The sequence below is a fragment of the Serratia entomophila genome (assembly GCF_021462285.1).
GTDB classification, from domain to species: domain Bacteria; phylum Pseudomonadota; class Gammaproteobacteria; order Enterobacterales; family Enterobacteriaceae; genus Serratia; species Serratia entomophila.
The window spans coordinates 2,665,282-2,678,563 of sequence record NZ_CP082787.1 but is presented as its reverse complement, the minus strand read 5'-3'; the positions used below and the strand labels follow the sequence as shown (position 1 = coordinate 2,678,563).

Annotated in this window: 10 protein-coding genes; 4 read left to right on the top strand and 6 right to left on the bottom strand. The window is 60.3% G+C overall.

Annotation, left to right across the window (positions count from 1 at the left end; translation table 11 throughout):
* Window positions 1-21: 21 nt before the first annotated feature.
* Window positions 22-1,335: an MFS transporter gene (locus KHA73_RS13040; RefSeq protein WP_234584748.1), complete on the top strand. Its 1,314-nt coding sequence runs from the start codon at window positions 22-24 to the stop codon at window positions 1,333-1,335.
* Window positions 1,336-1,408: 73 nt separating this feature from the next.
* Here the strand turns inward: KHA73_RS13040 and KHA73_RS13035 are convergent, their stop codons facing one another.
* Both KHA73_RS13035 and gloA read right to left on the bottom strand, forming a co-directional pair.
* Entirely contained in the window at window positions 1,409-3,343 is a 1,935-nt protein-coding gene (locus tag KHA73_RS13035; RefSeq protein ID WP_234584747.1) for an exoribonuclease II, read from the bottom strand.
* 185 nt (window positions 3,344-3,528) lie between these two features.
* Window positions 3,529-4,056 carry a lactoylglutathione lyase gene (gene gloA, locus KHA73_RS13030; RefSeq protein ID WP_234584746.1) on the bottom strand — a complete coding sequence of 176 codons (528 nt, stop codon included), beginning with the start codon at window positions 4,054-4,056 and terminating at the stop codon, window positions 3,529-3,531.
* 100 nt (window positions 4,057-4,156) lie between these two features.
* Between gloA and KHA73_RS13025 the strand changes: the two genes are divergently transcribed.
* Window positions 4,157-5,011: a LysR family transcriptional regulator gene (locus KHA73_RS13025; protein WP_234584745.1), complete on the top strand. Its 855-nt coding sequence runs from the start codon at window positions 4,157-4,159 to the stop codon at window positions 5,009-5,011.
* Window positions 5,012-5,026: 15 nt separating this feature from the next.
* On the opposite strand, the gene KHA73_RS13020 is transcribed toward KHA73_RS13025, so the two are convergent.
* Window positions 5,027-7,333, bottom strand: a complete 2,307-nt coding sequence (locus KHA73_RS13020) for an FdhF/YdeP family oxidoreductase (RefSeq protein ID WP_234584744.1) — start codon at window positions 7,331-7,333, stop codon at window positions 5,027-5,029.
* A 286-nt stretch (window positions 7,334-7,619) separates the two neighbouring features.
* Between KHA73_RS13020 and dacD the strand changes: the two genes are divergently transcribed.
* Together dacD and KHA73_RS13010 are read left to right on the top strand one after the other, a co-directional pair.
* A complete protein-coding gene (gene dacD, locus KHA73_RS13015) occupies window positions 7,620-8,789 on the top strand; it encodes a serine-type D-Ala-D-Ala carboxypeptidase DacD (protein ID WP_234584743.1) in 1,170 nt (389 codons plus the stop codon).
* Between the two features lie 66 nt (window positions 8,790-8,855).
* Complete coding sequence (locus KHA73_RS13010) at window positions 8,856-9,770, top strand: LysR family transcriptional regulator (RefSeq protein ID WP_234584742.1); 915 nt, start codon at window positions 8,856-8,858, stop codon at window positions 9,768-9,770.
* A gap of 75 nt (window positions 9,771-9,845) precedes the next feature.
* On the opposite strand, the gene KHA73_RS13005 is transcribed toward KHA73_RS13010, so the two are convergent.
* The 3 genes from KHA73_RS13005 to sapF form a co-directional block, all read right to left on the bottom strand.
* On the bottom strand, window positions 9,846-10,394 hold the full coding sequence (locus KHA73_RS13005) for an inclusion body family protein (RefSeq protein WP_234584741.1): 549 nt from the start codon (window positions 10,392-10,394) through the stop codon (window positions 9,846-9,848).
* A gap of 475 nt (window positions 10,395-10,869) precedes the next feature.
* Window positions 10,870-12,054 carry a CMD domain-containing protein gene (locus tag KHA73_RS13000; RefSeq protein WP_234584740.1) on the bottom strand — a complete coding sequence of 395 codons (1,185 nt, stop codon included), beginning with the start codon at window positions 12,052-12,054 and terminating at the stop codon, window positions 10,870-10,872.
* 414 nt (window positions 12,055-12,468) lie between these two features.
* Entirely contained in the window at window positions 12,469-13,281 is an 813-nt protein-coding gene (gene sapF / locus KHA73_RS12995) for a putrescine export ABC transporter ATP-binding protein SapF (RefSeq protein WP_234584739.1), read from the bottom strand.
* Between the last annotated feature and the right edge of the window lies 1 nt (window position 13,282).

Here is a 13,282-nt window from a genome sequence, read left to right as displayed (position 1 = left end):
TTATCATTTCAGGGAAACATAATGAGCGAAACTACGCTTTCCAACGAGCGGGAAATAATAAATGGGCGGAAGGTTAGCGGTAAGCGAGTTATTTTCGCCGCGTCCTTCGGCAATGCGCTGGAGTTTTTTGATTTCGGCATTTACAACTTCTTCGTTATTTATATCAGCGTGCTGTTTTTCCCGCCTTCTAGCGATCCGAACCTGGCGCTGCTGCTGGCGTTCGCCACCTTTGGCGTCAGTTTTATTATGCGGCCGCTGGGCGGCATCCTGATCGGCGCCTATGCCGATCGCTGCGGGCGAAAATCGGCGATGGTGCTGACCATTTCGCTAATGAGTCTGGGCACGGCGATGATCGGTTTCGCGCCGACCTACGCCAGCGCCGGCTATTGGGGGACGATAACGCTGGTCGCTGCGCGGCTGATTCAGGGCGTGGCGGCGGGCGGTGAAGTGGGCGCCTCGATGTCATTGCTGGTAGAGTCGGCCCCGCCAAACCGGCGCGGATTTTATTCCAGCTGGACGTTGGCGACGCAGGGCATTGCCAGCGTGGTGGGCGGCCTGACGGCGCTGGGGCTGAGCGCCGCGCTGCCCGTCATCTCGGGCGATCCCGAAGCCATGGCCGACTGGGGCTGGCGCATTCCGTTCTTTATCGGCGTGGCCCTGGCGCCGATAGGCTGCTGGCTGCGCCTCAGCCTGGAGAACGATCGGCCGCCGGCGGTGAACCAACGGCCAGAGCCAGCGCCGCATTTGCGCCGGCATGCACGGGCCATCGTGCTCGGCGTGATGTTGACCATAGGCGCCACCGTCGCAACCTACATCTCGATGTATTATCTCGGTACCTATGCGGTGAAATATCTCGGCATGGCGCAGTCGTACGGCTATGCCGCGATGCTGCTGGCGGGCGTGGTCACCTTTGGCGGCAGTCTGCTGGTGGGCCACTGGTGCGATCGCTACGGCCGGTTGCCGCTGATCTTATGGGCACGCATCGCCATTCTGCTGCTGGCGCTGCCGGTTTTCTGGCTGTTGAGCACCGTGCCGCACCCGGCGGTGTTGCTGAGCGCGGTCGTGCTGATGGTCGGCCTGACCACGCTGGGTTCGGTACCGACCCTGCTGATGATTTCCGAGCTGTTCCCTCAGCGCATCCGCGCGTTGGGATTTGCGCTGGTGTATAGCCTGGGCGTGGCGATCTTCGGCGGGTTCGCCCAGTACATCGCCTCGCAGTCGATCGCGCTGAGCGGCTCGCTGCTGGCGCCCGCCGGTTATTTGATGCTGGCTACGGTTGTCTCATTGCTGGCGTTGCCGCTGCTGCGGGAAACCGGCGGCGGTAAGCTGCGCTAACGGGAGGGAGCAAAAAAACACCGGCGATTTTCATCGCCGGTGTTGGAGGTGACTGCGGGGAAGCTCGCTGGCGTCAGACCGCCGGGCGGGCAATCACGCTGCGGGTTTCCATGCGCACTTCGGCGATGGTGACCTGCAGAGAATCGCTTTGACGATAGGCCACTTCACCTTTGATCATTACCGTGCCGGTTTCCTGGCTGCACTGCATTTCGTCGCGCACCGCGTGGATGAACGGCGCCGGGATAAAGGCGACGGCGCCGTTGTCCAGCAGGCGCACGCGCAGGCCGCCGCGGGTCACGTCGATGATTTCCGCGTTAAAGCGCTGGTCGGTGCCGGCTTTGTCCTGCAGATAACGGGCATACAGCCAATCGCCGACGTCGCGTTCCGCCATGCGGTTCAGGCGGCGGCGTTCCGCCAGCTGCACCGTAACTTCGTCCTGTGGTTTTTCTGCCGGCTGTTGGCCGATGATGGCCTTCAACAGGCGGTGGTTGACCATATCGCCGTATTTGCGGATCGGCGAAGTCCAGGTGGCGTACGCCTCCAGGCCCAGACCGAAATGCGGCCCCGGCGTGGTGCTGATTTCCGCAAAGGTCTGGAAGCGGCGGATGCGGCTGTCGAGGAACTGGGTCGGCTGCGAATCCAGATGGCGGCGCAGCTCGCAGAAGCCGTCGAGGGTCAACAGCTTCTCGGCATCGGCTTCCACGCCGTTGGCCTGCAGCACGGTGACCGCCTGCTCGACCAGCGCCGGATCGAAACCGGTGTGCACGTTGTACACGCCGAAGCCCAGACGATCGCGCAGCACGATGGCGGCGCAGACGTTGGCGGCGATCATGCACTCTTCAACGATGCGGTTGGCGCTGCGGCGCTGCTCGGTAATGATGTCCAGCACGTCGCCTTTTTCACCCAACACGAAGCGGTAGTCAGGGCGATCCTTGAACACCAGCGCATGCTGATGACGCCAGGCGTTGCGCGCATCGCATACGCGCTTCAGCAGGGTAATCTGCCGAGCGATCGATTCGCTCGGCGGCTGCCAGCCGGTGATGCCTTCCAGCCAGTTGGAGACTTCGTCATAAACCAGCTTGGCTTTTGATTCGATCTCGGCGGCGAAGAACTGAATGTCGTCGCCCAGCGCGCCGTCGGCGCCGATGGTTACGCGGCAGGCCAGCACCTGGCGGCGCTCATTCGGGCGCAGCGAGCACAGGTTGTCGGACAGATCGCGCGGCAGCATCGGGATGTTGAAGCCCGGCAAATAGTTGGTGAAGGCGCGCACGCGGGCGATGTCGTCCAGTTGGCCGCCTTGCTCGACGTAGGCGGTCGGATCGGCGATGGCGATGGTCAACTGCAGGGAGCCGTCGCCGTTGTCCACCACGAACAGCGCATCGTCCATGTCTTCGGTGCTGGCGCTGTCGATGGTGACAAAGTCCAGCGCGGTCAGGTCTTCACGCGCCAGCGTAGCTTCGTTTTCGCTCAGGGCGGCCATCTCTGGCGCTTCTTTTTCCAGATTATGGCGGGCCAGCGTCACCCACCATGGCGCGAAGTTGTCTTCGGCGTCGGTGATGAAGTGGGTCAGATCGGCATTGAAACCGCGATCGCCTTTCAGCGGGTGGCGGCGCATTTCGGCCACTGCCCAGTCGCCGGCCTGGAAGTTGTGGGTCAGCTCACGCACCGGGCGGCACTGAATCGCATCTTTCAGCAACGGATGATCGGGCACGATGGACAGGCGGTCATCACGCTTTTGCACGCGGCCGACAAAGCGCGACAGGAATGGCTCGACCAGGGTTTCCGGTTCGGCGATTTCGCGTTCTTTCTCGGTATGCAGAGTGGCGACCACGCGGTCCCCGTGCATGACTTTTTTCATGTACGGCGGTGGGATGAAATAACTCTTTTGACCGTCGACCTCAAGAAAGCCAAAGCCTTTCTCAGTCCCTTTTACTACGCCTTCAACGCGAGGGGTCTGAGAGTGAAGTTGCTGTTTAAGCTGCGCCAGCAGCGGGTTATCTTGAAACATATCGTCCAGTGAATGGGTTGTGAGTGGCAAGATTTGCGGCAGACAGTTTTACGCGAATCACCCGCTGCGGGCAAGCCTAACGTCACGGTTTTCCTGCGCTGGCGCGCGATTTTGCGCATGTTTGGCCAATCGAAAGACGATAAATAAAACCCCGGTGCGGATGACCGGGGTGAGAGGCGGGTAAATCAGTCCTGCAGCGGGGTCGGCTGTAGGATCTCAATCCAGTAATCGTCCGGGTCGCGGATAAACGCCACGTAGTTCATGCGGCCTTCATGCAGGTGTTTTTGGAAGCTCACGCCAAGACGTTCAAAGCGCTCGCAGGCGGCGCGCACGTCCGGTACCGTTACACACAGGTGGCCGAACCCGCGCGGCTCGCCGTTGCCGTTGTGATAGCTGAAATCGGCCTGTTGCTCGGTGCCGTGGTTATAGGTCAATTCCAGAATGCCTGGCTGGCTCAACGCCCAGCGTTTGCGCTCATCGTCATCCTGCGGGATTTGCTCGCGCGGGCTGCGGGTCAGGTAGCAGATGGTGAAGGCGGCTTCTTTGAACTCTTCCAGGTAGACCGGGGTGAAGCCCAGCACGCGGGTATAGAAATCCAGCGCTTTGCTCAGATCTTTCACACGGATCATGGTGTGGTTGAATACGTAGCCGTCGGTTACCGCCTCCGGTTGGGCGGTGACGCCCGGCAGCGTCAATAGGTCATTCAATGGCATCGGGGTTCCTCCTCAGGTTGCCGGTAAGACTGTAGGCCAAATTAATGCTAATCTAAAGTGATTGTTTTTAAGTAAAACGCTAACAAAAAGTGAATATTTAATGAAGCTAAGCCAGCTTAGGTTTTTTTGCGCTTTAGTCGAGTATAAGACCATTGCCGCCGCCGCGCGGGAGCTGCACTGCGTGCCTTCCAATGTTACTTTGCGCATTCGCGAGCTTGAGGCGTCGCTGGGCGGCGAGCTGTTTTTCCGCGACAAAAACCGATTGTACGTAAACCCCAAAGGGCGGCTGTTCTATCAGCAGGCGCGCGACATCGTCGAGCAGGCCGATCGCAGCCGCCAGCTGTTCGCCGGCGAGCAACACCAGGGGCTGCTCAATCTGGGCGCGCTCGATTTTTCGCTGGTCAGCCACCTGCCGGCGCGCATCGCTCAGCTGCGCCGTCTGCAGCCGCAGTTGCAAATCAACGTGCTGAGCCGCGACTCGCTGGTGCTGGAACGCATGCTGATCGACAGCGAACTGGATTTGGCGATCAGCGATGGGCCGATCGAACACCCGCTGCTGGCCAGCAGCAAGGCGTTTGATGAACGGCTGGTGTTGCTGCTGCCGGCGCATATCGCGCAGCTCGATGCCGCCGCGCTGGCAGGGCTGGAATTTTATACCTTCAGCCGCGAATGCTCGTTCCGCTTGAAGATTGACCACTGGCTGGCTGCGCGCCGCCTGAAGCCACGCATGACGCTCGAAATGGAGTCTTATGCAGCGATGGCGGCCTGCGTGCAGGCCGGTTGCGGGGTGGCCTGCATTCCCGGCTCGCTGCTGCCGCTGATCCTGCCGGCGCCTGCGCTCAAGGTGGTGGAAATGGGGGAGGAAGGGGTAAGCGATTTGTATTTCGTCTGGCGGCGCCATCAGCTGTCGGCCGAATTGCAAACCGCGCTGGAAATATTGGCGCGCCCGGCCTGAACCGGGCGCACCCCGTCAGGCGATGCGCAGCGAAGGGCGCTCCGCACAGCGGCGAACCACCACCGGGATCGATTTGGAGGTCGGGGTACCGGTGCCGTCGCCAAAGCTGGCCAGCGGCACCAGCGGATTGGTTTCCGGATAGTAGGCCGCCAGATTGCCGCGCGGGATATCGTAGCTCACCAGCTTAAAGCCGCTCACCTTGCGCACCACGCCGTCATTCCACAGGGTTTCAATTTCCACCCGTTCCCCGTCCTGCATGCCCAATGCCGCCAGATCTTCCGGGTGAATGAACAGCACCTCGCGTTGGCCGTATACGCCGCGATAGCGGTCGTCCAGTCCGTAAATGGTGGTGTTGTACTGATCGTGCGAGCGCAGGGTTTGCAGCGTGAAGGGCGCCTTTTGGCCGTTCAACTGCGGGAACAGGGTGGCCGGCAGTTCCGCCGCGCTGAATTCCGCCTTGCCGCTTGGGGTGGCGAAACGCAGTTCGGCGGCGGCGTTGCCCAGGTAGAACCCGCCCGGCTGGTCACAGCGGCGGTTAAAGTCGGCAAAGCCGGCGACGGTGGCGGCGATATGGTCGCGGATCAGCGAATAGTCATCCGCCAGCGCCAGCCAGTCGAGCGGTTGATTGCCCAGCACCGCATCGGCGATGCCGCAGACGATCGCCGTTTCAGAGCGCTGAGTGTCGGCCAAGGGTTTGCCGACGCCCTCCGAGGCGTGCACCATGCTGAAAGAATCTTCCACCGTGATGTACTGCGGGCCGCTGGCCTGCAGATCCTGTTCGGTGCGCCCCAGCGTCGGCAGGATCAGCGCGTCCTTGCCGGTCACCAGATGGCTGCGGTTGAGCTTGGTGCTGATGTGCACCGTCAGCTCGCAGCAGCGCAGGGCGCGGGCGGTGCGTTCGGTATCCGGCGCGGCGGCGGCTAAATTGCCGCCCAGCGCGATCAGCACCCTGACCTCGCCGCGCAGCATCGCCTCCAGCGCTTCCACCGTGTTATGCCCGTGTGCACGGTTGGCGGTGAAGCCAAAATGGCGCTCCAGGCTGTCGAGCAGCGCCCCGGGGGATTTCTCGTCGATGCCCATGGTGCGGTTGCCCTGTACGTTGCTATGGCCGCGCACCGGGCACAGACCGGCGCCCGGTTTGCCCAATTGGCCGAACAACAGCTGCAGGTTGGTGATTTCACGCACCGTCGCCACCGAGTGCTTATGCTGGGTTACGCCCATCGCCCAGGTGCAGATCACGCGTTCCGCCCCCTGGTAAATGGCCGCCGCCTGTCGCAGCTGCTCCTCGGTTAAGCCCGACTGTTCGGCGATCTGCGCCCACGAAGTGGCGTCGACGCGCGCCAGATAGGCATCCACCCCGACGCTGTGTTGCTCGATAAACGCCAGGTCAAACAGGCCCGCTTCACCGGCCGCCAGGCGCTGGCGGTGGGTTTCCTGCAGCGCCTTAACGATGCCGCGCACCGCCGCCATATCGCCGCCGAGATTTGGCTGGAAGTACGACGAGCTGATCGGTGAGGATTTCGGCGTCAGCATCTGCAGCGGATCCTGCGGATCGGCGAAGCGTTCCAGCCCGCGTTCGCGCAGGGTGTTGAAGCTGACGATGCGCGCACCGCGCTTGGCGGCGTTTTTCAGGCTGTGCAGCATCCGCGGGTGGTTGGTGCCGGGGTTTTGGCCGAAGACGAAGATGGCGTCAGCTTTCTCGAAGTCATCCATACGAATGGTGCCTTTGCCGACGCCGATGCTTTGCTTCAGCCCGACGCCGCTGGCCTCGTGGCACATATTGGAACAGTCGGGGAAGTTGCTGGTGCCGAGCATGCGGCCGAACAGCTGATAAAGATAGGAAGCTTCGTTGCTGGCGCGGCCGGAGGTGTACAGCTCAATCTGGTTCGGGGTATCCATCGCCTTGATATGTTTGGCGATCAGCGCCAGCGCGTCCGGCCAGTTGATCGGCTCGTAATGGTCGGTTTCGGCATTGTAACGCATGGGATGAGTGAGGCGGCCCTGATATTCCAGGAAATAATCGCTCTGCTGCTGCAGGGTGCTGACGCTGTGTGCGGCGAAGAATTCGGGTTCGACCGCATTGCGCGTGGCCTCCCAGCTGACCGCTTTGGCGCCGTTTTCACAGAAGCTGAAAGTGCTGTGGTTATCGTCACCCCAGGCGCACCCTGGGCAGTCGAAGCCTCGCGCCTTGTTGACGCGCATCAAATTGCGCAGGTTTTTCAGCGTTTGCCTGCTGTCGAGCACAAAGCGGGTGGTAGCTTCGAGGGAGCCCCAGCCGCCCGCCGGGCCGGTATAAGGCTTGATTGCGGGTTTGAATTTCATGTTGATTTTGGTTGCCGGTGGTTGTAGCTAAAAAGTAAACGATTTTTTAAGCGTTATGGGTGTTTATGTCGCAAGTCTAGGAGCCTGCGGGGGGCGGCGTCTAATAGAATGGGATTATGGCGGGATAGAGCGTATCTATCGCGCGGCGGGGTTCCGCAAACAAATGGTTGCATAATGACATCCGCTGCAAAAGAGTAATGATTCCGCTGACTGCCGAATTCATGCAGGCTATGCCACGGATTATATTGGCATTTTATTTCGCCCGCAGGGCCTGAGGAACACCCCTTTGAAACGTTCGGTATTGGCCGCGATCGGCGCAGCGTTGCTGCCGCTGGCGGCGCAGGCGGCGGATGCGCCGTTCAACTTTCCCTCGAGTACGCCCCCGGCGATAGACGCCGCCTCCTATGTATTGATGGATTACGCCACCGGGCAGCTGCTGGCCGCCGGCAACCCGGATGAGAGGCGCAACCCCGCCAGCCTGACCAAGCTGATGACCGGGTTGGTGATCGACCATGCGCTCGATCAACATAAAATTGGCCTGGACGACGTAGTGACGGTAGGGAACGACGCCTGGGCGCAGGGCAATCCGGTGTTCAAGGGGTCTTCGTTGATGTTCCTGAAACCTGGTGACAGGGTCACGGTACGCGACCTCAGCCGCGGCATCATCATCGACTCCGGCAACGACGCCTGCGTGGCGATGGCGGATTACGTGGCGGGCAATCAGGCTAACTTCGTCAAACTGATGAATGAAAAAAGCGCGCAGCTGGGCCTGAAAAATACCCATTTTGAAACCGTACACGGCCTTGATGCGCCGGGGCAGTTCACCACCGCCGGCGATCTGGCGCTGATATCCCGCGCCATCATCATGAGCGAGCCGGCGGAATACCATATGTACAGCGAAAAATCGCTGACCTGGAACGGCATCACCCAACAGAACCGCAACGGCCTGCTGTGGGATAAAACCCTGCACGTCGACGGCCTGAAGACCGGGCACACCGCTTCGGCCGGGTTTAACATCATCGCCTCCGCCACCGAGGGCGAGCGGCGCCTGATTGCGGTGGTGATGGGCGGAAAAAGCCCCAAAGGCCGCGAGGAACAGGCGCGCAAGCTGCTGAGCTGGGGGCTGCGCGATTTCGCCACCGTGCACCTGTTTAACGCCGGGCAGAGCCTGGGACAAGAGCCGGTGTGGTATGGCGAACGTCATCAGGTGCAGGTGGGCAGCGCGCAGGATCAGTTCCTGAGCCTGCCGAAAACCGAGGCGGGCAAGCTGAAGGCGCAGTACCTGCTGAACGTCGAACGGCTGGAAGCGCCGCTGAAGCAGGGCCAGACGGTGGGCGAGATCCGCGTCAGCGACAACGGGCAGCTGCTGAAGACTTTACCGCTGGTGGTGCTGCAGCCGGTGGATCAGGGCGGCATGTTTTCGCGCCTGCTGGACTACCTGAAGCTGAAAGTCTGAGGGGGCCGGGCACAGGCCGTTACGCGGTGGTATAATTAGCGCGTATGCCCATTGATGAGCCGCGTTATGGATATTAAACAACTGATCTACCTGTGTAATCTTGAGCGTGAACGCCATTTTGGCCGCGCGGCCGAGGCCAGCTTCGTCAGCCAGCCGACGTTATCGATGCGATTGAAAAACCTCGAGAAAGAATTGGGCGTGTCGCTGATTAACCGCGGCAACAATTTCGGCGGTTTTACCGCCGAGGGCGAACGGGTGCTGGCCTGGGCGCGCGAAATCGTGTCGGTCTATCAGGGGCTGAAACTGGAAGTGGAGTCGCTGAAGCACGGTCTTAACGGCACGCTGCGCCTCGGCGTGGTGCCGCAGTGCAGTATTTCGCTGGCGGAAATGCTCAAGGCGGTCAGCGAGCGTTATCCGCATCTGGACTATCGGGTGGCGGTGCTGAGCGCCGATCAGCTGCTGGAAGCGCTGACGGCGCACACCGTGGATATCGGCATCGGTTTCTTCGAGCTGACAACGCTGAAAGAGCTGCATTTCCAGTCGCAACCGCTGACGGAAACCGGCGTGGAGCTGGTGTTCCACCCGCAGCACTTCCCCAAGCTGGTCGGCGACGCGCCGCTGCCGCTGGAGGCGGTCGCCGCGCTGCCGCTATGCCTGGCGGAGCCTACGCGTTATTTCCGCCGCTACCTCGATCAATACTTCCGCGAAGCCGGGCTGACGCTGCACCCGCGGCTGGAGACCACCTCGATTTTCCAACTGCTTGAGGGGATTTTCGTCGGCCTCGGCTGCGGGTTGTTCCCGCGCGGCAACCTGTTGCCGGAAATGACGCCGGCGCTGCAGCGTCGGCCCATCGCTATCGCCGCCATGTCGCGTCACGCGGCGGTGGTGGTCGACGTGCCGGAACGCGCCACGCCCCTGGCGCAAAAGTTTTTTGACGCCGCCAGCGAATGGCTGCGCCAGCAAAATAACGCTAATGATTAAGGCGTTTATTGAAAATGGCCCCCTGAGGGGCCATTGGCATTATTGCTGTCGTGTAATCCCTGCCGGGAATAATAATCAATTGCTGATAGTAATGGCCGGGTCCCAATAAAAATAACCCAGCAGCTGTTGATCGCCTCCGGTCGGCCGATAATAAAGGCCAAACTGAATGCAATAATTCTCCGTGCCGGTGTTGGAGATGTCGGCCTGAATAAACCAATAGGTCTGGTTGCTGTAGGTTACCGGGAAAATGGTATTTTGCGCCGGCAACATTGAGCTGCGCGTATACATCTTGAACGTCGGATTGGAAAATACCTGGGTGCCGCCGCCGAACTGGGGCAGGCCGTAAATCAATACGCTGGCGTCGAAGTTGTTGGATTCGGAGGTACCGGTCCAGCGGATAACGTCGCCGACGTTGGCCTTAAAGTTCAGATCGGCGGTGCCGGAGCCGCCGATGACCTGCTGCGAGGTTACCACCATATAGGCGTAACTGTGATTGATGCCGGTAGGGCTATTGGGATCCTGACTGGGGTTTTTGCCGTTATAGGCCTCCACCAGAGCATCGGTATCGATAACCACGATCACGTTAACAATACTGTTGCTGGACCTGAGTTCTTGTTCGGACATAAGTCTACCTCACATATATTTTGCTGTGATTAAAATTAAAACCGAGTAACCAAGGTGGTGGGGATAAATTATTGCCGACTGTGATGGTTGGAATAATCAATTGGCAGTATCCCCATCGGCTTAATCATAGGAACTAAAAGGTCTGACAGCCAATAGGGGGAAATTAAGCCGCGCTAATGAATGCTGCGATTAATTAGCCTGGTTAAAACGTTGTTTTAGCGCTTGTGCGATGAGAGCGGTTACAGAAATGCGCGGCAAGGCCCCGCACCTATTGCCTTGTTTGTTGAGCACAATTTTTTTTGCCGGGGAGTGGTAGGAAAGGGCGTCAAAATGAAAGTTAACGCTGCCCACTACCGATAAAAAGAATCTTTCCACTGGCGATAGTCGTCTTTGTAGCGAGTAATTCCATCGCCGGCGCGGGCAATGAGTTAGCCGCCGGGCAGAAAGCTAACTCATTGACAGATTTGAATGACGCTCAGCCGGCTTCGGCCGCCAAAGGGGCGTCGCCCAGCGTTTGCCGCAGCCGGTTTTCCCAGGCATAAAGCGCGCCGGTCAAGATCACATCCAGCGCCTGCGCCTGATTCAGCCCGCTGTTAAACAGCGGCCGCACGCTCTGCGGGGTGAATTTCTCCGGTGCGCGCGTCAGGTCGGCGGCCACGCGGATCACCGCCTGGCTGACCGGGTTATCCGCTTTTTCCACCCCTTGCGCAACGCTGGTGAACAGCGCGTTCGTCAACCCCGCATTCTGAATGTCCTGCGCTACCGTGGCGGCGCAGTAACGGCTGCCGTTGATGCGTGAAACCGCCAGCGTCGCCAGCGCTTTCAACCGGGCGGAAAGCCCATAGCCGTCGGCGTTAATGCTGTTGAATACGCCATTGCGCTCGCGCAGCGCAGCCGCATCATGCGCCAGCAGCAGGTAGTAGGGTTCCACCCGGGCCTGCGGGTGGCTCTGATCCAGCACGTCAAGCTGTTCGGCGCTGGCGTCATCCTGGTTAATCTCCGGCAGCCGTGACAGCCACGCCAGCTCTTGATCGGTAAAAGCGACGCCTTCAGCGTCTTCGATATTCGGGAAGCCGGGCACGACGCCGGTCGGCCGCCCAGCCAGAGCGGCTACGCCGGCCACCACCCGCGCCTGATAGCTGACAAAACCGATAATCTGCGAGAAGGTGACGATGTCCGCCGGGCTCAGGCCGACGTCGCTGAGCTGTTGCAGCGCCCGCGTGCAGATCAGCGTGGGCTGGCTGGCAAGCTGGCGAGCGTATTGGGTGATTTGGGCGAGGCGGATATTGCTTTCTCTGGAGGCGTCAGGGCTATGCAGCGGGGCGAGGCGGGCGGCATAGTGGCTACAAAGAGACTGCACGCCGGTCACCTGCGCGACGGTCAGTGCGGTGCTGAGGCGATCATAAGGTGACAGCGTAACGAACCGCGACAAAGCGACCTGATCCGGGAACAGCGCGTGATAACCGGCGAGCGAGGCGCTGAAAACCCCGGCGCGGGCGGTCAGCGCAGTGTTCAGCGCTTCGTCGGCAAAGGCGCCCAGCCCCAACAGAAAACGGTCGCGGATGGTGGCCGCCTGTGGCTCCAGCGGCGCGTCGCCGCGCACGCTGCTTTGCGTTTCGTGATACCACTGGGCGTTATGTTGTCGACGAAGTAGTTCCATAGGGTCAATCCTTAATCATGGGCAACAGCCGCCGCGGCAGTAGCAGCGGCGACCGGAAGAAAGGCGCGGACGGGCCGGCAAGATGACAGGGTCAAGGGTGCGTATCGCAGCACAGGGCATGGCCATAAACAGAGAAACCGGCGGCTAAGGCGAGCAAAAATTGCGCGAATTGGCGATTGCGGGGGCTGTTCATCAGTGCGATATCCTGTCGTTTAACAAGCTCAACGTAGTGGATATCCTCACCGATCGTATTGGCGAGATAAAATAATGTTACGTGCTAATCAATAACCAAAAGGAATAAAATATAATGATATATAGCAAAAATGTAATTTGTATCTGCGTTTTTTAGCTAACGCGCCGCGATAAAAAACCCGCCGTGGCGGGTTTCATGCGTAGAGCGAGGAAGCGCGGAACTCAGAACCTTCCGCCGTCGCGTCGCCAGGCGTCGGCGGTCAACGCTTCGCCAAAGTGGCTGGCGATCAGTCGCTTGGTCAGCTCATGCAGCGGCGCCGACAGCACCTCCGCCGTGCTGCCGCGTTCAACGATTTCCCCTTCGTGCATCACCATCACCTGATCGCTGATATGCTTCATCATGCCGAGGTGCTGAGTGACGTAGATATAGGCAATTCCATGTTTTTCCTGCAGTTCCAACATCAGGTTGATGATCTGCGAGCGCATCGACATGTCCAGCGAGGCCAGCGCTTCGTCGGCGACAATCACCTTGGGTTGCAGGATCAACGCCCGCGCCAGCGCCACGCGCTGTTTCTGGCCGGAGGCCAGCATATGCGGGTAATAATTGGCGTGGTCCGGCAGCATGCCGACCTGGCGCAGCGTTTGGTTAATGCGCTGCTCGCGCTCCGCCGGCTCCAGATCGGTATTCAGGCGCAGCGGGGCGTCCAGCAGTTGGCCGATGCGCTGCCGCGGATTGAGCGAGGTGCTCGGATCCTGGAAAATCATCCGAATGCGCTGGCTGCGGTAGCGATAATCGCCGTACTCCAACGGATGGTCGTCGATGAGCAGTTCGCCGGCCGAAGGTTCAACCATGCCGGACAGCATCTTGGCCAGCGTGGATTTGCCGGAGCCGTTTTCACCGATAATCGCCAGCGTCTGCCCTTCGCGCAGGGTAAAGCTGACCGACTTCACCGCCTCGACGTGCTGGCGGCGGAACAGCCCGGTGCGGTAACGGTAGGTTTTGCTCAGGTTGCGCACTTCCAACAGCGTTTCCATG